21 protein-coding genes and 1 pseudogene are annotated in these 20,395 nt (G+C 33.4%); 6 read left to right on the top strand and 16 right to left on the bottom strand.

Going from position 1 to position 20,395, the window contains the following annotated elements:
• Positions 1 to 246, top strand: a 246-nt coding sequence (locus tag ACTG3Y_RS02280; protein WP_439151301.1) for an SGNH/GDSL hydrolase family protein, incomplete at its 5' end; no start/stop codon positions are given.
• Positions 247 to 259: 13 nt separating this feature from the next.
• Here ACTG3Y_RS02280 and ACTG3Y_RS02275 read toward each other — a convergent pair.
• The 8 genes and pseudogenes from ACTG3Y_RS02275 to ACTG3Y_RS02240 all read right to left on the bottom strand — a co-directional run bounded on the left by ACTG3Y_RS02275 (position 260) and on the right by ACTG3Y_RS02240 (position 7,493).
• Positions 260 to 871 (bottom strand): hypothetical protein, encoded by a 612-nt coding sequence (locus tag ACTG3Y_RS02275; RefSeq protein WP_439151300.1) that lies wholly within the window; start codon positions 869 to 871, stop codon positions 260 to 262.
• Positions 872 to 1,068: 197 nt separating this feature from the next.
• Positions 1,069 to 1,506, bottom strand: a complete 438-nt coding sequence (locus ACTG3Y_RS02270) for an ABA4-like family protein (RefSeq protein WP_439151299.1) — start codon at positions 1,504 to 1,506, stop codon at positions 1,069 to 1,071.
• Between the two features lie 18 nt (positions 1,507 to 1,524).
• Positions 1,525 to 2,586, bottom strand: a complete 1,062-nt coding sequence (locus ACTG3Y_RS02265; RefSeq protein WP_439151298.1) for an NAD(P)-dependent alcohol dehydrogenase — start codon at positions 2,584 to 2,586, stop codon at positions 1,525 to 1,527.
• Positions 2,587 to 2,705: 119 nt separating this feature from the next.
• Positions 2,706 to 2,896, bottom strand: a pseudogene (locus tag ACTG3Y_RS02260) (cold-shock protein).
• Between the two features lie 60 nt (positions 2,897 to 2,956).
• Entirely contained in the window at positions 2,957 to 4,075 is a 1,119-nt protein-coding gene (locus ACTG3Y_RS02255; RefSeq protein WP_439151297.1) for a DEAD/DEAH box helicase, read from the bottom strand.
• Between the two features lie 125 nt (positions 4,076 to 4,200).
• Positions 4,201 to 5,271 (bottom strand): alkene reductase, encoded by a 1,071-nt coding sequence (locus ACTG3Y_RS02250; RefSeq protein ID WP_439151296.1) that lies wholly within the window; start codon positions 5,269 to 5,271, stop codon positions 4,201 to 4,203.
• Positions 5,272 to 5,401: 130 nt separating this feature from the next.
• Entirely contained in the window at positions 5,402 to 5,791 is a 390-nt protein-coding gene (locus ACTG3Y_RS02245) for a hypothetical protein (RefSeq protein ID WP_439151295.1), read from the bottom strand.
• A 148-nt stretch (positions 5,792 to 5,939) separates the two neighbouring features.
• A complete protein-coding gene (locus ACTG3Y_RS02240) occupies positions 5,940 to 7,493 on the bottom strand; it encodes a DEAD/DEAH box helicase (protein WP_439151294.1) in 1,554 nt (517 codons plus the stop codon).
• A 123-nt stretch (positions 7,494 to 7,616) separates the two neighbouring features.
• Here ACTG3Y_RS02240 and ACTG3Y_RS02235 point away from each other — a divergent pair, with 123 nt between their 5' ends.
• Together ACTG3Y_RS02235 and ACTG3Y_RS02230 are read left to right on the top strand one after the other, a co-directional pair.
• The gene (locus tag ACTG3Y_RS02235; RefSeq protein WP_439151293.1) at positions 7,617 to 8,549 is read left to right on the top strand and encodes a peptidoglycan DD-metalloendopeptidase family protein; all 933 of its coding nucleotides are present in this window, start codon (positions 7,617 to 7,619) and stop codon (positions 8,547 to 8,549) included.
• A gap of 58 nt (positions 8,550 to 8,607) precedes the next feature.
• On the top strand, positions 8,608 to 10,827 hold the full coding sequence (locus ACTG3Y_RS02230) for a DNA topoisomerase 3 (protein WP_439151292.1): 2,220 nt from the start codon (positions 8,608 to 8,610) through the stop codon (positions 10,825 to 10,827).
• On the opposite strand, the gene ACTG3Y_RS02225 is transcribed toward ACTG3Y_RS02230, so the two are convergent.
• The 6 genes from ACTG3Y_RS02225 to ACTG3Y_RS02200 form a co-directional block, all read right to left on the bottom strand.
• On the bottom strand, positions 10,817 to 11,284 hold the full coding sequence (locus tag ACTG3Y_RS02225) for a GyrI-like domain-containing protein (protein ID WP_439151291.1): 468 nt from the start codon (positions 11,282 to 11,284) through the stop codon (positions 10,817 to 10,819). The genes ACTG3Y_RS02230 and ACTG3Y_RS02225 overlap by 11 nt on opposite strands.
• Positions 11,285 to 11,349: 65 nt before the next feature.
• The gene (locus ACTG3Y_RS02220; RefSeq protein WP_439151290.1) at positions 11,350 to 11,805 is read right to left on the bottom strand and encodes a cold-shock protein; all 456 of its coding nucleotides are present in this window, start codon (positions 11,803 to 11,805) and stop codon (positions 11,350 to 11,352) included.
• Positions 11,806 to 11,989: 184 nt separating this feature from the next.
• Positions 11,990 to 12,688 (bottom strand): hypothetical protein, encoded by a 699-nt coding sequence (locus ACTG3Y_RS02215; RefSeq protein ID WP_439151289.1) that lies wholly within the window; start codon positions 12,686 to 12,688, stop codon positions 11,990 to 11,992.
• Positions 12,689 to 12,779: 91 nt separating this feature from the next.
• Entirely contained in the window at positions 12,780 to 14,060 is a 1,281-nt protein-coding gene (locus tag ACTG3Y_RS02210; RefSeq protein WP_439151288.1) for an FAD-dependent oxidoreductase, read from the bottom strand.
• Positions 14,061 to 14,069: 9 nt separating this feature from the next.
• Positions 14,070 to 14,531, bottom strand: a complete 462-nt coding sequence (locus ACTG3Y_RS02205) for a hypothetical protein (RefSeq protein WP_439151287.1) — start codon at positions 14,529 to 14,531, stop codon at positions 14,070 to 14,072.
• A 1-nt stretch (position 14,532) separates the two neighbouring features.
• Positions 14,533 to 17,010, bottom strand: coding sequence for a zinc-dependent metalloprotease (locus tag ACTG3Y_RS02200; RefSeq protein WP_439151286.1), 2,478 nt, complete (start codon positions 17,008 to 17,010; stop codon positions 14,533 to 14,535).
• A gap of 134 nt (positions 17,011 to 17,144) precedes the next feature.
• Between ACTG3Y_RS02200 and ACTG3Y_RS02195 the strand changes: the two genes are divergently transcribed.
• Together ACTG3Y_RS02195 and ACTG3Y_RS02190 are read left to right on the top strand one after the other, a co-directional pair.
• Positions 17,145 to 17,438, top strand: a complete 294-nt coding sequence (locus ACTG3Y_RS02195) for a DUF3817 domain-containing protein (RefSeq protein ID WP_439151285.1) — start codon at positions 17,145 to 17,147, stop codon at positions 17,436 to 17,438.
• Positions 17,431 to 18,669 carry a mechanosensitive ion channel family protein gene (locus ACTG3Y_RS02190; protein WP_439151284.1) on the top strand — a complete coding sequence of 413 codons (1,239 nt, stop codon included), beginning with the start codon at positions 17,431 to 17,433 and terminating at the stop codon, positions 18,667 to 18,669. Before ACTG3Y_RS02195 ends, ACTG3Y_RS02190 begins: the two co-directional genes overlap by 8 nt.
• Here the strand turns inward: ACTG3Y_RS02190 and ACTG3Y_RS02185 are convergent.
• Positions 18,666 to 19,058 carry an acyl-CoA thioesterase gene (locus tag ACTG3Y_RS02185; protein ID WP_439151283.1) on the bottom strand — a complete coding sequence of 131 codons (393 nt, stop codon included), beginning with the start codon at positions 19,056 to 19,058 and terminating at the stop codon, positions 18,666 to 18,668. The genes ACTG3Y_RS02190 and ACTG3Y_RS02185 overlap by 4 nt on opposite strands.
• A gap of 185 nt (positions 19,059 to 19,243) precedes the next feature.
• Between ACTG3Y_RS02185 and ACTG3Y_RS02180 the strand changes: the two genes are divergently transcribed.
• Complete coding sequence (locus ACTG3Y_RS02180) at positions 19,244 to 19,660, top strand: glyoxalase (RefSeq protein ID WP_439151282.1); 417 nt, start codon at positions 19,244 to 19,246, stop codon at positions 19,658 to 19,660.
• Here the strand turns inward: ACTG3Y_RS02180 and ACTG3Y_RS02175 are convergent.
• The gene (locus ACTG3Y_RS02175; protein ID WP_439151281.1) at positions 19,657 to 20,334 is read right to left on the bottom strand and encodes a DUF2461 domain-containing protein; all 678 of its coding nucleotides are present in this window, start codon (positions 20,332 to 20,334) and stop codon (positions 19,657 to 19,659) included. The genes ACTG3Y_RS02180 and ACTG3Y_RS02175 overlap by 4 nt on opposite strands.
• Positions 20,335 to 20,395 lie beyond the last annotated feature (61 nt).

Below are 20,395 nucleotides of genomic sequence, written 5' to 3'. Positions count from 1 at the left end.
AAAATTATTTTGGCAGGAATGGAATTACCACCAAATATGGGACAAGACTATACATCGGAATTCCGTGCTGTATTCGCAGAAATAGCCAAGCAAAATACAGATATTACTTTTATTCCATTTATTTTAAAAGATGTTGGTGGAAATCCTGAATTAAATCAATCAGATGGTATACATCCGACAGAGAAAGGCCATAAAATTGTGGCCAATACGGTCTGGGACGTATTAAAGCCTATGTTAAAGTCATAAACTATTTTATTTTTTAGTGTGTTCCACGGCAGGTGTCTTCTAAGTTTACTGAAATTCGTTCTACTTCTACTGCTCCATCTGGAAGTTCATCTAATTCTAGTCCAACATAATCATTTACTCCTTTCCATTCGCCGATAATATCACTAAAGAATTTAGATGCCGTAGAGTCGGTTTCAACGACGATTAGATCATATGATTCACCAGCATCACCACCAAACCTTGTTACTACCTGCCATTCACCTTTGCTTTTGTACGATGTATTTGTATAATCGCTTTGTGGGTAATATTTATCATCAGAAGGTTTAAGTAATACCCAAATATCCTGATTATGTGATTCCGGATATACACCCATAGTAAGAATACGACATTTAACAGTGTCTTTATCAATTGGTGAGATGATCTGAACACGTTCTACTGGTAATTTTACTTGACGTATATTACCTGTGTTAAAAGTCTCTAAATACGGTATGGGCTGTAATGCACCATATAAATAACTGCCATAAATTAGTACAAGTGCACCAATAATTCCTACTCCTAGTCTTAAACCTCTGTTTTTTTTATAAATAAAGGCAAATAAAACACCTAATAGACCTGCAATTATTGTTACGATAACTTCTGAAGACATTTGTAAAACTATTTAATGATTAAAAAGTAGCTTTTAATTTGAAGCACTAATAAATATAAAAATTTCTACTCTATTTTTCAAATGAAAACGTGTTATTTTCTTTTGCGAATATTACTATTAATAATGAACAAAGCCGAATAAACTAGATTACAAAATTTAAGAATCTAACTAAAATTTACACTGCTAGTTTGACTTAGCTATAGGGTAATTGATTGCTCTTTTTTTACTTTAGAACTTCTTATTATCATAAAAACTAAAAACCCTATTGGACCTAACATAAATGCACCAATTAAACAAGGTACCATTAATAATTGGTGGATCTTTAAAGTTCTGTTCAAATCTAGCATCCACATACCTACTAAAAGATCGAAGGTTAAATAATGCACCCAACCAGCCAAAACAGCATTTTCTAGAGTAAATAATTGCATGACCGATTCTAGGCTACCAAAATCCATAGCAGGACCAGTAAGCATAGAATTTATAATATATATAGCGTAAATCACGGCGAGGAGTAAAGGGATAATTTTAAATTCAATTAAAATACGTGTGACTTTCCATTTTGGCAGTATGATCATTAAAATCCACATCGGAAAAGCCAATATATTGACTAAAGTGAAAACTTCTGAAGGTGTCATTAATATTAACTTTTAGGTTTATGATGTCTTTAACGACTTCATATCAATTACAAAACGATACTTCACATCACTTTTTAACATGCGTTCGTAGGCGGTATTAATATCTTGCATCTTAATAACTTCAATATCTGAAACAATATTATGCTTTCCACAAAAGTTCAGTAGTTCCTGAGTTTCTGCGATACCTCCTATTAAAGAGCCTGCTACAGTTTTACGTCCCATAATCATTGGTACAGTAACTAAAGGAGGAGCAACAGGTCCTAAATAACCCAATACCACTAAAGTACCGTTGGTGTTCAAATTATTTATATAAGGATTAAAATCATGTTCGTAGGGTACGGTATCTAAAATCACATCGAATTTGCCCATGGCTTTTTCCATCTGAGATTCATCTGTTGAGATAATGACCTCGTGAGCACCTAATGCCTTAGCATCTTCGATTTTATTTTCAGATCTAGAGAATAACGTCACATGTGCACCTAAAGCATGTGCTAATTTTATTGCCATATGACCTAAACCACCTAAACCAACGACAGCAACTTTACTGTCTTTACCTACATTCCAATGACGCAAAGGAGACCAGGTTGTAATACCAGCACATAATACTGGTGCAATACCAGCAAAATCTAGGTTTTCGGGAACACTGAGTACAAATTCTTCATCCACCACAATGGTTTGCGAATAGCCACCATGTGTATTGGTATCTAAATGCTTATCGTAACCACCATAAGTACCGACCCAACCATTTGTGCAGTATTGTTCTAAATCTGCTTTACAGTTGTTGCAGGTACGACAAGAATCTACCAAACAACCAACGGCTACAACATCACCTACCTTGTGCTTAGACACTCCAGAACCAATATTTGTAACCTTACCTACAATTTCGTGGCCAGGCACAACAGGATATTCTGTCATTCCCCAATCGTTACGCGCAAAATGTAAATCTGAATGACAAACACCACAGTACATGATATCTATCTCAATATCTTTATTGAGGACTTCTCGTCTTTCAATTTGCAGTTCTTTTAAATCGGCTTCTGGTGAATGGGTTCCGTATGCTTTTACTTGCTTTGTTTTCATTTTGGTTGAATTATAAATTGTTGTTATTAAAGATACTAATATTTATTTATAAAATATTTCAATAAAAAAGCCCATCATATAATGATGAGCTATGTAATCTAGGTTAAGCGATATATATTTTAGATAACTTTTACGTTTACTGCGTTTAATCCTTTTTTCCTTCAGTTAGATCAAATTCAACGGTATCGCCTTCACGAATTTCGTCAACCAATCCTGTAACGTGAACAAAATGTTCGGTGTTTGAACCTTCTTCTATAATAAATCCGAAGCCTTTTGCATCGTTGAAGAATTTTACTGTTCCTGTACTCATAATATTATATTTAATTTTTAATAATACTTAAGCAGATCCAACAATGATGCCACGATTCTTTTACATCGTAATTTCTCTAAAAGCAATTCCCAATTCACGCTGTATATCTAATATCTTTTGCATTTCTCCTGGAATTATCAAAGCAATGGATTGTCCTGTTTTACCAGCTCTGGCGGTTCTTCCGCTTCTATGTGTGTAATACTCCAAATGCTCTGGTAATTGATGATGTAACACAAAAGCCAGGTTGCTAACATCTATTCCTCTTGCAGAAACGTCTGTGGAAATTAAAACCTGTAAACTTTCATTTTTAAAGGCACGCATTACTCTATCACGTTCTTTTTGTTGCATATCACCTTCTAAGGCTCCTACGGCAAATCCTTCTTGCTGTAATTGTTGTGCAAGTGTTTTTGTACCTGCTTTAGTTCTGCAAAAAATAACACCGCGTTCATCTGATCGTTTATCCAATATTCGTATAATCATATTCAGCTTATCCTTAATATTGGTTTGAATATAATGATGGGAAATGTTTTCGTTAACCAAAGCGTTTTTATTTACCTCAATTCTTACCGCTTCTGGTGACATATAGTTTTTAACCATACTTTTTATATCATCTGGCATGGTTGCTGAGAATAACCAAGTGTTTCGTTTCTTAGTATTGTATTTTAGAATTTTATTGAGATCTTCTTTAAATCCCATACTCAGCATTTCGTCAGCTTCATCAAGAACTAAAATTTTCACATTAGAAATATCCACTACTCCTCGCTCTACCAAATCTAGTAGGCGTCCTGGTGTGGCCACTACAATATGTGTGGTTCTCGATAAGGCTTTTATTTGTCGATCCATTTTTTCACCACCATAGACTCCTTCTGCAAAAATCTTTCCGTCTATATATTTTGTAAACTTAAAGAGTTGCTTTTGTATTTGCTGAACCAGCTCACGTGTTGGTGCTATAATAAGTGCTTGTACTTCATCTTTGTTTTTATCTATAGCATGTAAAACCGGCAGGCCGAAAGCAGCCGTTTTTCCGGTGCCTGTTTGGGCTAAACCTACTAAATCGGTTTGTGATTCTATTAAAGTCGGAATCACAGCTTCCTGTATTTCTGTTGGATTGATAATATTAATTTCTTTAAGTGCCTTGATATAAGATTTATCAACTCCTAAGTCTAAAAAAGTATTCATAGTTTATATTTCTGTTTCAAAGGTAATTTGTAGTTTGGAGATTACCTGAGTTTAATTCATTATTTAAATTATAAATAAAAAAACCTGATGATAACTCAGGTTTTGATTCATTTGGATGAATTATTTTAATAATCGGTATAGCCTTCTGGACCTGGCGTGTAAAATAAATCTGGGTTCGGTTCTTTAATATCGTCCCTATCTAAAAATTTTTGCACCAAATCTGGATTACTGATGTATGATCTTGCTATATAAGCTAGATCAAATCCATCTTTTAATACTTGCTCTGCAGCTTCTAGACTATGAATGCCTCCACCTGTAATTATTGTACCTCCAAAATTGAGTTTAATGGTTTTTTTGATATCAGTTTTAAAATCTGGAGCTCCCATACCTTTACGATGATCTACAATATGGATATACGCCAATCGAATTCTGCGCATTTCTTTAGCTATATAAGAATACAACTCAATAAGATCATCATAATCGTGTTCCATATCATTAAAAGTTCCATAAGGAGATAGCCTTATTCCAAGTCGATCTGGGCCAATGACCTTAGCAATTTTTTTTGCTGTTTTTGCCACAAATCGTGCTCTATTTTTAAAACTCCCACCATAACCATCTTCTCTTACATTAGACCTTGGATTTAAAAATTGCTCCATTAAATAACCATTCGCTGCATGTAATTCTACACCATCCATATTAGCCCTTTTCACCAGCATTTCTGCACTGTCTACGTATTCTTGTTGTGCGTGCTCAATATCCTCTGTAATCATTTCTTTTGGCGTAGCGTGTGATACCATTCCTATACTATCCGTATACATTTCTCCAGCCGCCTTAACCGCACTTGGAGCCAAGATTTCTGCTCCTTCGGGTAAATTTTCTTCTGCTGCTACTCTACCACAATGCATTAGTTGAACAAACATTTTACCGCCTTTATCGTGAACGGTTTTAGCAATTTGATCCCAACCATCAATCTGAGCTGGTGAATAAGCACCTGGAATTCTAGGATATCCTATGCCGTTTATTGATGGAGATGTCCCCTCGCTAATGATAAGTCCGGCTCCTGCTCTTTGCCCATAATAGGTTGCCATTAAATCATTTGGTATATTATTGATGGCATGATTACGTGTCATTGGCGCCATTACAATTTTATTTTTAAGAGTAATGTCACCTAGTTGAAATGTTTTGAATATGCTCATAAATTATATTTTTTAATAATATTTAATATTAGTTAACCCAATCAAAATTGATTGTTGCAATTATATTTATTGTTAACGCAAATAAAAAAGATGGCATTAGCTGCCATCTCTTTTTAAATATTTGTGATAATTATTCATTAGTATCATCATTGTCGTCGGCCACATCAATCTTAGCCAAAGGTTGAAATTGTGGTTTTAATTTGATGTATAAGTTGTATTGCGGTTGTGTAAGAACATTTCTTATTTCCTTACTTTCTGCTTTTCTTAGTCTGAAAAGTAAATCGAGTTTTTCTTTACCTGAAAATTCATTGTGAATATTCTCTTCTCGAATTAGGTACTCCTCAACAATTTTTTGGAATTTAATGAATTGACTACCATCCAGACCAAGTTGGTCATCGTATTTTTTTGTAATGGTAGTTGCTATTACATCTAACGTTTCGTTAGGTTTTTGTAGCAGTGGATCTTGTGCGGATAATTGTAAAGTAAAAAGTAATGTGAAAAATATAGTGAAAATCTTCATGTTTTTAGGATTTATGCTTACACTATAATATAAAACCTATAACTACATTAGTCAAGTTTATTAAGACAACTTAACGTAACTTAACATGATTTAACATACTAAAACACTGAATAAGTGTAACTTAGCACAGTACAATCAATTAGAGTACTTAATCTTCTGGTGGATAGCCATGGATTTCTTCAAACTTTTCATCAAAATTAGCTCTTATATACGAGTTTAACTTCTTCTGATAATCGTCCTTTAACCATTTTAGGAAGTTAAATGTGCTTTTGCTAATACATTTGGCATACACTTCTATTCTCTGGTTAACATCATCTTTTAGTAATTTAGCTAATCCGAGAGCATCATAAACATCTTCACTGTTCTCAATACAGATTTTAGCATGGTGCTCAATAGAACGTTCTAACACAACCTTTGATGATTCACCAGCATCTACTGCATCTATATAACATTGTCTGATATCGAAATACGTATCTTCAGACTTTGAGAATTCGTCTTTGATTTCATCTGCCAGATCGTGCTTAAAATTAGATTCAATAGCTTCGTCGCTCTTAATACGATCTGCATACCAGTTAGGCGACTTAAAAATTAATTGCCAATCTAAATCTGCGCCCCAAGGTCCGAATCTATATAAATTATTTCCTAAATCAATAATGGTGAATTTTGACTTGTTATTCAGTATTCGAGAACCACGACCTACCATTTGATAATACAAGGTCAACGATTTTGTGGCTCTATTTAAAATGATGGTATCAATTGTTGGTTCATCAAATCCTGTAGTTAAAATACTTACAGAAGTTAGAATAGCGTCTGGTGTTTCATGAAACCAATCCAGGATTTGTTTACGTTGCTTTTTCGTCGCTGTATTGTCTAAATGCATAATTGGCAGACCTGCTTCTCTAAAAGCATAATAAACACTAATAGATGTGTTAATACCATTATTAAAAATTAGGGCCTTCCTCCCTAGTGAATGCTTTTTATAGGCATCAACCGTTTTTTGCAACATCGCAGGACTTGAATACAAATCTTCAGAAGATTTTACAGTATAATCTCCATTAGATCCTACTTCTAAAGAGGTTAATCCCATATCGTAAGCATAAGTCTCGGCACGCGCTAAAAACTCATTTTCAATAAGATTTTCTATAGTTTCACCAGTAATGAGCTCCTGGTAATTGTCTTTCATAGGTAGTTCTTTGTTAGAACTCAGTGGTGTTGCCGTAACACCTAAAATAAATGACTTTTCAAAGAATTTAAATAATTTGGTAAATGAGTTATAATGTGCTTCATCAATAATCACTAAACCAACGTCTGAAATATCGAGCATATTATCATTCAAACGATTATTAAGTGTTTCTACCATAGCCACAAAACAAGAGTATTCGGCTTGGTCATCGAGATTTGCCTTACTGCTCACCACTTTATTGGTCACCCCAAAACTCGTGAGCATGTTTGAGGTTTGGTTGCACAGCTCAATTCTATGCGTCATTACCAAAACCTTCTTTTTATGATTTTTTAGGTATTGGCGCACCATTTCTGAGAAAATTACGGTCTTACCACCACCTGTCGGTAACTGATATAATAAATGATAATCGTCTGGAGCAGTATCAAACTTTTCAAAAATCTTACTTATAGCACCATGTTGGTAGTCATATAATTGTTTATCGGTTTTTTTTTCTTGAACAGCTTGATTGGCTTTCGACATATTTTAAAAAATTGTTTTTTATGAATTGCAAAATTACAGTATTTTCGAAGATGTTAAAGCCATTTGTGGTTAACAATATTTCTTTTAATTTTGCGTTTTTCAGACGATTGATTATTTGCATACATGAAAACCCTATCATTCTGCCTCTTATTTTTATTGAGTCTATCTTATGCATTTTCACAAGATAGTACTGAAGTAAAAGCTATTAAAATTACGATTCCTAGACTTACGGAAAAGTATAATTTTGTTGAAGAAGTTGAAATACCTATTCGAAATAATCTTGATTCTCTTACCTCAAGTAAAATTGACATTAAATCAGAGTTTTGGGATACAACGATTTATAATCCATACAAAAATATCATTGTAGAATATCCAATTAAAATCGCATTTAATGATAGTTCTTACGCCAGTCCAGTGCCGCACAAAAAAGTTATTACATCTCGCTATGGTTGGCGTCGAGGCAGACCACATAAAGGTATTGATATTGATTTAGTTACAGGTGACAGTGTAGTGTCTATGTTAGATGGCATAGTGCGTTTTGCGAGATATAGCCGTGGCCATGGTAAAACAGTGGTTGTAAGACATTATAATGGGTTAGAAACTACGTATGCTCACTTATCTCATATTGCAGTAAAAGCGAATGATTCGGTGTCTAAAGGACAATTTATTGGTAAAGGCGGAAATACAGGACGCTCTTCAGGAAGTCATTTACACTTAGTAACAAGTTATAGAGGCGAATACATTCATCCGGAATATCTATTTAATCTCGATGATTCTAATAACATACGTTCTGAACAACTTTGGGTAACCAGAAAATGGACAAGACCTGTCTATCATAGTTCTAGAGGCTTAGCAAAACTTACACTTTTTACATCTAAAGAAGAAGCATTAGCGAGTTTAGAAAAAGAACGCAAAGTATATGTGGTAAGAAAAGGAGATACCTTATCTCGAATATCTAAACGAAATAGCACTAGTATTGCCGCTATTTGCAGAACAAATAAGATTAAACGAAGCTCTACACTTCGAATTGGTCAGAAATTGATTTTAGATCTTTAAAAGTCCACTGATTAAACTATAAATTTCTTTATTTTGCAGCTTCAATTAATTGCTACCTGTGAAAGTCTGTATTGCCGAAAAACCAAGTGTCGCCAGAGAAATTGCTGCGGTCTTAGGAGCCAACACAAAACGTGATGGTTACTTTGAAGGCAATGGCTATGCTGTTACTTACACCTTCGGTCATCTCTGCAGTTTATGTGAGCCTGGTGATTACAAACCACATTGGAAAAGTTGGGATTTAAACAACTTACCAATGTTGCCCGAAAAATTTCAGGTTAAAGTTTCTGACAATGATGGTATAAAGAAACAATTCAACATTGTAAAAAGTTTATTTGATAAAGCTGAAGTTGTCATCAACTGTGGTGATGCTGGGCAAGAAGGAGAATTAATACAGCGTTGGGTTATCAATGAAGCACAGTATAATGGTGAAGTTAAACGCTTATGGATTTCGTCATTAACCACAGAAGCCATCAAAGAAGGATTTCAGAATTTAAAATCTTCAAAAGACTATGACAACTTATATTACGCTGGTTTTTCGAGGTCTATTGGAGATTGGTTACTAGGTATAAATGCAACACGGTTATATACCGTCAAACATGGTGGTTATAAACAAGTGTTATCTGTTGGTCGTGTACAAACTCCTACTTTAGCCATGCTGGTTAATCGATATAAAGAGATTAAAAATTTTGTACCAAAACCCTATTGGGAACTACAAACACTCTACAGAGATACATTATTTAGTTATGAAGATGGTCGTTTCTTAAAAATGGAAGATGGCGAGATCTTAGCAAAGAAAGTAAAGGAACATAAGTTTGAAATTGTCTCTGTGACTAAAAAGAAAGGTAACGACTATGCACCCAAACTTTTTGATCTAACTGGATTACAGGTGTATTGCAACACTAAGTTTGGATTTTCTGCAGATGACACCTTAAAAATAGCACAACGCCTATATGAAAAAAAGGTAGTTACGTATCCTAGAGTTGATACCACATTTTTGCCTAATGACGTTTACCCTAAAGTAAAAGGTATCCTAACTAAACTAACTGATTACTCAAATTTTACATCACCTATTCTCAATAAAAAGATTAAGAAGTCTTCAAGAGTTTTTAATGACAAAAAAGTTACGGATCATCATGCCATTATTCCTACCGGAATGCAAACCAACTTACAGTACAATGAACAGCAGGTTTATGATATAATAGTTAAACGATTTATAGCTGTATTTTATGATGACTGTAAAGTTTCTAATACAACTGTTATTGGAACAGCTGCAGATGTAAAGTTTAAAACTACAGGTAAGGAAATATTATCTAAAGGCTGGCGCATTGTTTTTGAATCTGAAAACTCTAAAATCAAAAGTGAATCACTATTACCAACATTCAACAAAGGTGAAAAAGGACCACATGAACCTTCGTTTTTAGAGAAACAAACTAAACCTCCAAAACAATATACTGAAGCCTCTCTTCTACGTGCAATGGAAACTGCTGGTAAACAGGTCGATGATGATGAATTACGAGACTTAATGAAAGAAAATGGAATTGGTCGTCCATCAACACGAGCTAATATTATTGAGACGCTTTTTAAACGCAAATACATCAAACGAAACAAAAAGCAAATTATCCCTACTATAACTGGTATTCAGTTAATTGACACCATTCAAAATGAATTACTAAAATCTGCGGAATTAACAGGAACTTGGGAAAAACAGCTTAAGGATATTGAAAAAGGAAACATTAGCGCCAATGCATTTATTAAAGGCATGAAGCGCATGGTAGATGCTTTAGTCTATGAAGTACGTAGCGAAAAAGTACAAACGCGAATTTCTGCCGTTAATAATAAAACAGCTGTTAATGCTAAGTCTAAATCAAAATCTAAAAGCAAAACAATTGTTGGTACAACTTGTCCTAAATGTAAAACAGGTCAGTTATTAAAAGGTAAATCTGCCTTTGGTTGTAACCAATATGGAAAAGGCTGTGATTTCACGCTACCTTTTAGTTTTTCTGATAAAAAAATATCCGAGAATCAGTATATCCGTTTATTGGACAAAGGGTCTACGGTTAATTTGAAAGGCTTCAAAATTGAAGGCCAATCTATAGAAGGCTTGTTACGCTTAGATGAAAATTATAAATTGAAGTTAGAACCTAAAAAAACAAAAACTAAATCAATAAAAGCTGGTGATATTTGTCCTAAATGTAATAGTGGAAAAATTTTAAAAGGTAAAGCTGCTTTTGGGTGTAGTAATTATAAAACGGGTTGTGATTACCGTGTTAATTTTTAGGTTTTATAGGCACATAAAAATCCTCTTCAGAATCAGGACTTCCATTTTTATACTTGTCACCCATTATCTGAAAATGTGGACGATTATCAATCGTATACCGCGAATTTGGTAACCATTCAGACACAATACGCTGATATTTAGATGACCCATTCATGCCTTTTTGAAGAAATACAGCATACAAGCCTTCTGGTATAATTAAAGATTCAAATCCTTCAGGTATTACATTCGCATTTTCAACTTCAGCACAAGCCCAAATAGTAAAAGGTAATGCCATATTATTAAAATCTGAATACTCTTGTATGGCAATCAAATCAGAATTAATTGTATTGGATAATTCTTTTTTTCGTGGCATAAACTGTTTCCATAAGTTCATAATATTTTCATAGGCACCATGAGTCATAGAACTCTTAACACCTATCACAGTTTTACCTTGTATTGTAACAATTTTTGGTTGCATTAACTAAAGGGTATTAAAAAGCCACTATCAAAGATAATGGCTGATTTTATATATGTTTTACGCGCTTAAGCTTTTTTCACTTTTACAGCGTTCATTCCGCGCTGTCCTTTTTCTAACTCAAACGTTACTTTATCATTTTCGGCAATTTCATCAATGATTCCACTAACGTGCGTAAAGTGCTTCTCGTTTGTTTCAGTATCTATAATAAATCCAAATCCTTTAGAGTTATCATAAAAAGACACTTTTCCTTTACGTATTGGGTCAAATTCTTCGTCGCTATCCTCTTTTTGAGGCACACCAAGCACAATGTTCTTGGCTTTAACTTTAACTTTCATAGACGGATCTGGTGGAGTATCTGTAAGATTTCCATTATGATCTACATAGGCCATAGGAATTCCTCCTGAGCCATTTTCTTCTTTGGCAAGTTTACGCGCTTCCATTTTCTTACGCTTATCTTCTCGCTTTTTTAATCGTTTTTTTTCTTTTTCGCTTTTACTAAAGGTCTGTTGTGATTTACCCATTCGTTGTTTTAAATTGTTAATATATAAGTGCTTATGAAAATATTGAAATAATATATTTTTGTTAGAATCTAAACAAGGAATAGTATTAAACCTAAAAAGATAATCCTGAGAAAAGGATGTCTAGTGTGGTGTATCTTCAATAAACTTATATCAAAGATACAATATCTATACCAAATATTTTACTTTATAGCCTATAAACCACTCCAAGCATCACCCTAGGCATAAGACTTGGCTGTTTTATTGCATCATTTGCGTCGCTAAATGTAAACTCTTCATCGTTATTTTCATTGTCATTTCTTGGGTTAACATTATCATCGTCCGGACTATAAGACGTGTCATGTCCCTTTAAGGTATTATTGAAGAAATAGTCTAAGCCACCTAACACCACCAATTGAAGTCTTTCTGTAATATCAAAGTGTGTTTCAACACCTAGGCCTAATCCATACTGCTTCGATGTAACGTCGAAATCCTCATTACCTCCAACATATTTAAAATTGGCTCTAAAACTAGAGTATCGTGGTCCAAAAACAATATAAGACTCTTCCAAATTCAGCAATGATGTTTCCCATAGAAAGTCTAATCTATAATCAAATGCTTTTCCTTTTTCTTCGGGAACACCATTGGTGGCATTATTGATAAATATACGCCTTGCATCTGAAGAACTTCCAGGATCTAAACTGGTATAACCAATACCAAAACGCAAATGAATTGGTAATGCTTGTATGGGTTTTAAAGCCGTAAAGTTTGCCTGAAATCCAAGACCTCTGTTGTAGCCTGTAGAAAGTCCTATTGCAAATTTTGACTCTGATGTTGACGATTGGGAATTTGATATATAAGTAATGCATAGCAATACCAATATCATTGAAGATTTAAGTAGGTTCATAATCTATGATTTAGGTTTTACGATTGGGTATTGCCAATACAGACAATAATTTATGTACGTGGAAAACCTAAAAAAAGATGTCTTACAACTATTAAATATATTCTGAGCTTAAATTCTCAACAACCAACCCATCTTCTAAACTCATAATCAATCCTTGCGCCGCTCGCTCTCCTGAGAGCATTGCTGCATTGAGTGAACCATTTAGTAAGTAGTCACCTGCTAGATAAACTGTTGGTTTTAATTGTGTTTCGGTTGGCGAAATATCGTACTGTAAATATTTTAAATCTGGCAAAGCATTTTTAATATGAAAGCATTTAATGAATTTCAAGGTTTTAATATCACAATAGGTATGTAACTCTTGCCTAACATGTTTAATAAGATCTTCTTCATTTAACTTGTGAGATTTAACCACTGTAACAGATAATAACTCGTTTTTTCCTTTTGAAGTAGTCTCTAAACTATTATGAAAGAAAATGTTGTTAATTAACGCCTCTTTATCTGCTATTAAGCCAATTAGTGGCTGTTTTATGTTGCGCTGTTCTGTTTCAAAATAGAGATTGTAGCACGATTTCCAAATTTGTTTTTGGTCATTTAGGTTGGGCACTAAATTATTTGCCATTGTTGCGATAATAGTGAAGTGTGTTTTTATTACTTCACCATTTTTTAAGACTATACTTTTGTCATTAACCTGTTTTACCTTGTTATTAAATTTAATAGTGGTGTGTTTTAATCCATCTTTTAATTGGTTAGAAATCGCGACAATACCATCTTTAGGCAAAACTGCTAAGCCTTCTCCAAACATTTTATAAACAAACTCAAACATTCTGCTCGAAGTTCTTAAATCTGGTTCTAGAAAAATACCAGAAAAAAATGGTCTAAAAAATTCATCTATTATAATATTAGTAAAACCCTTAGCTTTTAGATAGTCCAGTGTTGTTTGTGATTCTGTTTTGAATATATCGGCTATACTTTTCTTTTTAAGCGCTGTATTTAGTTTCAGAATTTTTAATTTATCTGAAATTGAACCGATGTTAGCTGTTAATGTTGGGATTAATAAACTTAAATCACGAAGTGGATCTCCAATTGTCTTCGCTTTTTTATTATTGAAAATGACAGCTCCGGGTAGAAATTTTTGAAGGTTGAGAGCTTCTAAATCTAAATGCTCTTTAGCTTTAGAATAAGCATTTAAAAGTACTTGAAACCCATGGTCTAACTGATAACCATCAACTATATCGGTTTTAACTCTACCACCAACAGTATTAGTTGACTCAATAATGGTTGGACTATACCCATTTTCTTCTAAAGTCTTTGCCGCGATTAAACCACTTATTCCAGCACCAATGATATGAATTTTATAATCCTTACGATTCATTAACTAAGACTATAATTCCGTTAATTGACCTATCCAAGTTGTATCGCTCAATTCTTTCCCATCAAGTCTTAAAAACACCTTACCGTTTTTAATTTCTAGTTTAATATTAGAAATAGACAAAGCGTTTTCTGTAGTAAATACAACCATAATTAATTCACTTTCATCTGAATAGAATACACCATAATTACCTTTCTCATTCAACTTTATATTATTGTTTGTATTACTTAACACCTTTAACTGACCAGAAATTTGGTCTTTCTTAAAGCTTACCTTATTGGTTTCTGCATCAGTCATTTCTCGTTTATTATCACTCATCACCCAGTTCGCTGTAAAGATAAATTCGCCCGACTCAACCAGTTTCTTATATTCGTTATAAACAATCTTATTACGAGATTCTTTAGGTGTAACATCTTGTGCTTCGATACTTGAAGTTAAGCCTATTACAAAAATTAAAGCAATTATTCTTTTCATCTTATTTTGGATCTAAAGCATTATTGATGCGTTCTATGATATCTCTGTAATGATATTTTGTTTCTGTATTTACTGCGCCTTTTTCAGCACTAGTAAGTATACGTACTAATTGGTTTAACTCAGCTCTAACCAATGCTCTAACATCTGATTGACTAACATTGTAATATTGTCTGGTTCGTTGAGGGTTTAAGTCTTCAGTCATTAAATAATTCATTCGGTCTGTGTAAGCTCTTTGTAAGTTTCGTCTATATACTGACACATTATTTGCTGTCCTAGTTTCTGACCAAATTCCTAAACGTACATCTCTTAGCATTTCTAAAGCTGAATAATTGGTACTATTTAGCGCTTTATGATCTATGAGTCTACCTATACGTTCAAAGTTTAATAAGTTGTTTAAGTGACGTGTTTGTAAACTACGTAATCTGTCTGTATAACCTGCATGACTTAAATTTTTCAATATGGAATTGTCTAACAACCACTCTGGTGTTTCAAAGGCATTGTTGTGCAACCATTGTACTGCAGCTTTTTGATAAGCCGTATCCACCGGATTGTAAACGGTTCCGTCTTGTGATGGATTCTTAGTTTCCTCAACAACACCACCAACGTGAGTCACTACATGGCCTACGTACCTGCTCCAAACGCCTAATAGCTCACCATATAATTCTTGTAAATCGTCATAGTTATTTGTCTTATCGCTTGTCCAACTTGGTAAGTTCTTAGCAACAATTTTCAAATTTTTAAGTCCGTAAGTACTTGCTTTAATACTATTATTACCAATATCTTCTGTTTGCGATGTTGGATCAAATCTACTACTCTGCTTTCCGAATTTATATATAGGATTACCTGCTTTTTCCATTACCCAACGATTTAAAGTTTCCTTTTCGTCATCTGCAGATCTAGCTTCTGGTATATATCGATAACCATAGTTTATTGCGTAATCATCATAAGGACCTAATTGTCTCACAAATCTTATGTTGGTATCACCTGGTTGTGCAATGTAGTTGTAACGTGCATAATCCATAATCGTAGCTGCAATACCATTCTTTTGAGTAAAGGTACCGTCTCTGTAGTTTTCTACATCGTAGGCATAACTGGCACTCATGTTATGCGGTAAGCCTAATGTATGGCCAACCTCATGAGCAATAACCATTTTCATCATTTCACCAATCTCTTCATCTGGAGTATTTAAAGTTCTTGCAGAAGGATTTGCTGCACCAGTCTCTAACATATATCTATTTCGATATGAACGCAAATGATTGTGATACCATATAATATCACTCTCAATTATCTCACCACTTCTTGGGTCTGAAACACTTGGACCTGTAGCATTACGAGTTGTACTCGCTACATAGCGTACAACAGAATATCTTATATCCTCTGGACTAAACTCTGGATCTTCCTCTTTCGTTGGTGGATCTTTAGCTATAATAGCGTTTTTGAATCCTGCAGCTTCAAATGCTTTTTGCCAAAGTTCAATACCTTCTTTCATGTAAGACCGAAATTTCATTGGTGTTGCCGGATCTAAATAATAAACGATTGGTTTTACTGGTTCTACCAATTCACCACGTTTGTAGGCTTCAATATCTTTAGGAATTAATTTCCAACGTCTTAAAAAGGTCTTTCTATCTGATTTTAATTCCTCACTACTATAATCATATTTACTAAGCGTAAACCAACCAACACGCTCATCAAAATAACGCGGTTGCATTGGCACTTCTGGTAGCAAAATCATGGACTGATTCATTTGCACGCTAATGGTTTCGTCACCTGTGTTTACAGGTGGGTTAGATGCATTATACGTAAAATCCTGAATGACTTCAATATTTTCAGGAAAACTCTTTACGGAATTAATAAAACTGCGGCTTTTGTCTAAATTTCTAACCTTATAAGCACTACGAAGACGTGATGATAAACCGCTGATTGCCTTTACATCTGATCCATAAAAACTTGTTACATCAATCACTACGGAAGACGAATCGTTTGAGAATGCCTGAATGTCAAAAGCATAAAGTGTAGGCTCATAATTATTAGCTTTTACAGATACGTTGATTGGTAAACTATCTGCAGCTACCGCACTGGACGACTTTTCCTTGATTAAAATTTTATCTTTAAAACGTTCCCAATTAATCATTCTGGTATTTGTTTTAGTACCAGCATTGACATAACCACCACCTAAGTTTGATGGTAATTTTGAAAAACGACTTACTAATAACATATCCTCATTCAAATAATCCATAGGAATTTCAAAATAATACTTGTCTCCTACTAAGTGAACATGAAACAAGCCTTCATCTGTAATAGCATCCTTAGTGATAACCTTATCGTAATCCTTAATTTTTCCTTGCTTCTTTTTCGGTTTTTGTGAAGCAGCTTGAGTACTTGCAGTATTTTTATTAGTCTTGGATTTCACTTGTTTATCCATTGTAGCACAGGATAACGCAAATAATGTAGATAGAGCTAACACTAAATATTTTTTCATGATTGGATGTGATTTTTTACATTTTAGATGCTAAAGATAATTAATAGATTTGTAGTTTTTAATAATTTCTTAAAAGCTGTTAAAAAGAGAATTTTATAACACATTCTGCATTATTTTTGTGCAAAATTTTGAAGATGCCAAAGCGACTTCCCGTTTTTAGACTAATAGCCTTGTTAGAAGGTGTTTCTTATATGCTTTTACTTTTTATTGCTACACCAATTAAGTATCTTTACGAAGATCCGCAATATGTAAAATTACTTGGTATGCCTCATGGACTTTTATTTATAGCTTATGTCGTAATGGCTGTTCTAATTGCTCCGGATATGAAATGGTCAACACGCTCATTATGGATTGTTTTAATTGCCTCAGTAATACCATTTGGGACCTTTTATATAGATAAGAATTATTTAAAGAAAAAACATGCTTAACATTAGACATTACATCTACGATTTATTAATAGAAAAAGGGTTGTCTGAAGATTTCGCCAGACTTCTTAATATGGTCACTTTATTATTAGTATTACTCATCATAGCCTTTATTGTTGATTATATCACAAAACGCTTCCTATGGAGATTTTCATCTGGTGTTGCAAAGCGAACTAAGACTAATTTTGATGATATTCTTATCACAAATAAACTGCCAAGAAATATTGCTCATATCATTCCATTAATAATTTTAATTGAGTTTGTTCCGGAAGTTTTTGCAGATTATGAGTATGCTGAAGATGTTATAGAGAAGACTTTAAAAATTATCGCCATACTTCTTACGCTTCGTATTATTAGAAGTTTCTTAAAATCTATTGAAGATTATTTAAAAACGTTAGACAGGTATAAGGATAAACCCATAGATAGCTATATACAAGTCTTTTTGATTTTTGGCTGGATTTTGGGAATATTCGCCATTCTTTCAATACTAACAGGTGTTACATTTCTAAAATTTGCTTTTACTTTAGGTACAGCATCTGCAGTAATTTTGTTGATTTTTAAAGATACAATTTTAGGGTTTGTAGCCAGTATTCAAGTATCAATAAACGACATGGTGCGCATAGGTGACTGGATTACGTTTGAAAAATATGGTGCAGATGGTGATGTTATTGAAATTAATTTAGCAACAGTAAAAGTTCAGAACTGGGATAAAACGATTACCACCATACCAACATACGCTTTAATTTCAGACTCTTTTAAGAACTGGCGCGGCATGATGGCTTCTGGAGGAAGACGAATAAAACGTTCAGTAATTATAAAGACATCGACAATAAAATTCCTAACAGCTGATGATATTGAGAAATTGAAGAAAATTGAATTGGTTTCTCAATATCTCACAAATGCTTCAGAAAATATTTCTAAGCATAATACAGAACACAATATTGATAAATCTGTATTAATTAATGGCCGTAACCTGACTAATTTTGGTGTATTTAGAAAATATCTCCAAACCTATATTGAAAATCATTCTGCCATAAATAAGGATATGACATTAATGGTTCGTCAATTAGAGCCAACAGCACAAGGTATTCCTATGGAAATTTACGCGTTCAGTAGCGATATTAGATGGCAGAATTATGAATATATTATGGGAGATATCTTTGATCACGTATTAGCAGCAGTTACCTATTTTGATCTGGAAATTTATGAACTCAGTGTTGCAAATGCTGATTAATCATCATCAAGTCTATCTTTAACAAATTCAATTTCGGTTTTTCCATGAGGCTTAGGTTTACCGTCAGGTCCAAGATTAACCATAATCATTTGATCAACTGTTAAAATTGTCTCCCGAGTCATTTTGTTTCTGGCTTCACATTTTAGTGTAATTGATGATCTCCCAAATTTAATGACTTCTATTCCAATTTCAACAATATCACCTTTTTTGGCTGAAGCCATAAAGTTAATCTCCGACATATATTTGGTGACTATTTTTGAATTTTCCAGTTGTATTATAGTGTACAGTGCTGCTTCTTCGTCAATCCAAGCCAATAACTGCCCACCAAATAATGTACCATTAGGGTTTAAATCTTCTGGCTTTACCCATTTTCTTGTATGAAATCTCATTTAGTATTTTTTATTAATATTAAAGATAAAATTAATCCATACTCTTTAGTTACCCTTACAATGGTATTTTTAAATACTAAAATTAGCTATGTTAATAAGACCGTTAACAAGATATTCTAGGCTGAAGGAAATTCATATTGTTTATGGCTAATTTTAAACTTGAATTCATTTTTAATTGCTCAATTATGACAAAACATTCTCAAGATCTACTTGCTATAAGACCTGTTATTGCATCAGCTAAAATCTATGATTCTATGAGTACAGAAGAGTCTTTTCAAAACAAAACTTTAAGACCTATTATTAAAATGCATCACGATTTATTAATTGCGGTTTTTAAAAATTACATCGCTAAACGAAAGAATGTGTTTTATGAGCTGTCGTTAGAAAAACAACTAGCTTATATAGACAACGCCATTAATAAGGATATGAAGTTTAGAAATTCTATAAAAGGAATGATTATTGGCCAATTTACTATTGAAGAATACGAGCTTTATATCACCAATTCTTCCGCGCTAAATAAACGCATGATGAATATTGTAAAAGAACGTTTTATTAGTAGCATTCAATTATTTACAAAACCAGAGGTTTTAAAAGCTGTTTAAAGTAAAGACTCACCATTAAGATTTGTTGTGAGAACATCACTCATGTAGTCAAAATAAGGTCTTATGTCCTTAAAGGCTTCATTTACATTGTTTAAAAAGTTATCACTTAGTACTTCTTTATCAGTATAGGTTTTGGTGAAGATGAATTGTTTTCTACGAATTAGGTCAATGGCTGGATGAGTTTTATCAAATCCTTTGGGCGCAGTTTTAAGTTCATCACCAACAAAATTTCCCCATGTATTCTTGAAGGTTGTACTTTTTAGAATCTCCCGTATGTCGCTATCATCCATCTCAAACTCTTTACGTATTCTTAAAAGATCTTCTTTACTAGGTTGCCAAAACCCTGTAGCGATAAAAGACTCATTATTAGGTTGAATATGTAAATAATAACCACCTCTTAATTCTGGTTTTTTTCTGCTAAAAGAACCACCAAAATGCGTTTTATATGGTAGTTTGTTTTTTGAAAATCTAACATCTCTATAAATTCTAAAAATCTTTACCTTCTCAATTTTATCGTGAGCAGTCATTAATTCACCTAGATAATTATAAGCATCTTTCACCTGTGCTTCTATAGTTTTAAACTCTGGTTTATGTTGGTTAAACCACTCTCTGTCATTATTCTTTGCTAATTTTTTTAAAAATGTGAATGTTTCTTTTGGGATAATTGAGCTCATGGCTTTAAAGGATTTGTATAAAAATAAATAAAGCCATCTATAATGATGGCTTTATAATCTA

Origin of the sequence: Winogradskyella sp. (genome assembly GCF_965656915.1) — a bacterium.
In the GTDB taxonomy this organism is placed as follows: Bacteria; Bacteroidota; Bacteroidia; order Flavobacteriales; family Flavobacteriaceae; genus Winogradskyella.
Note: the sequence above shows the minus strand (reverse complement) of the source record. Positions and strands in the feature narration are given on the sequence as shown.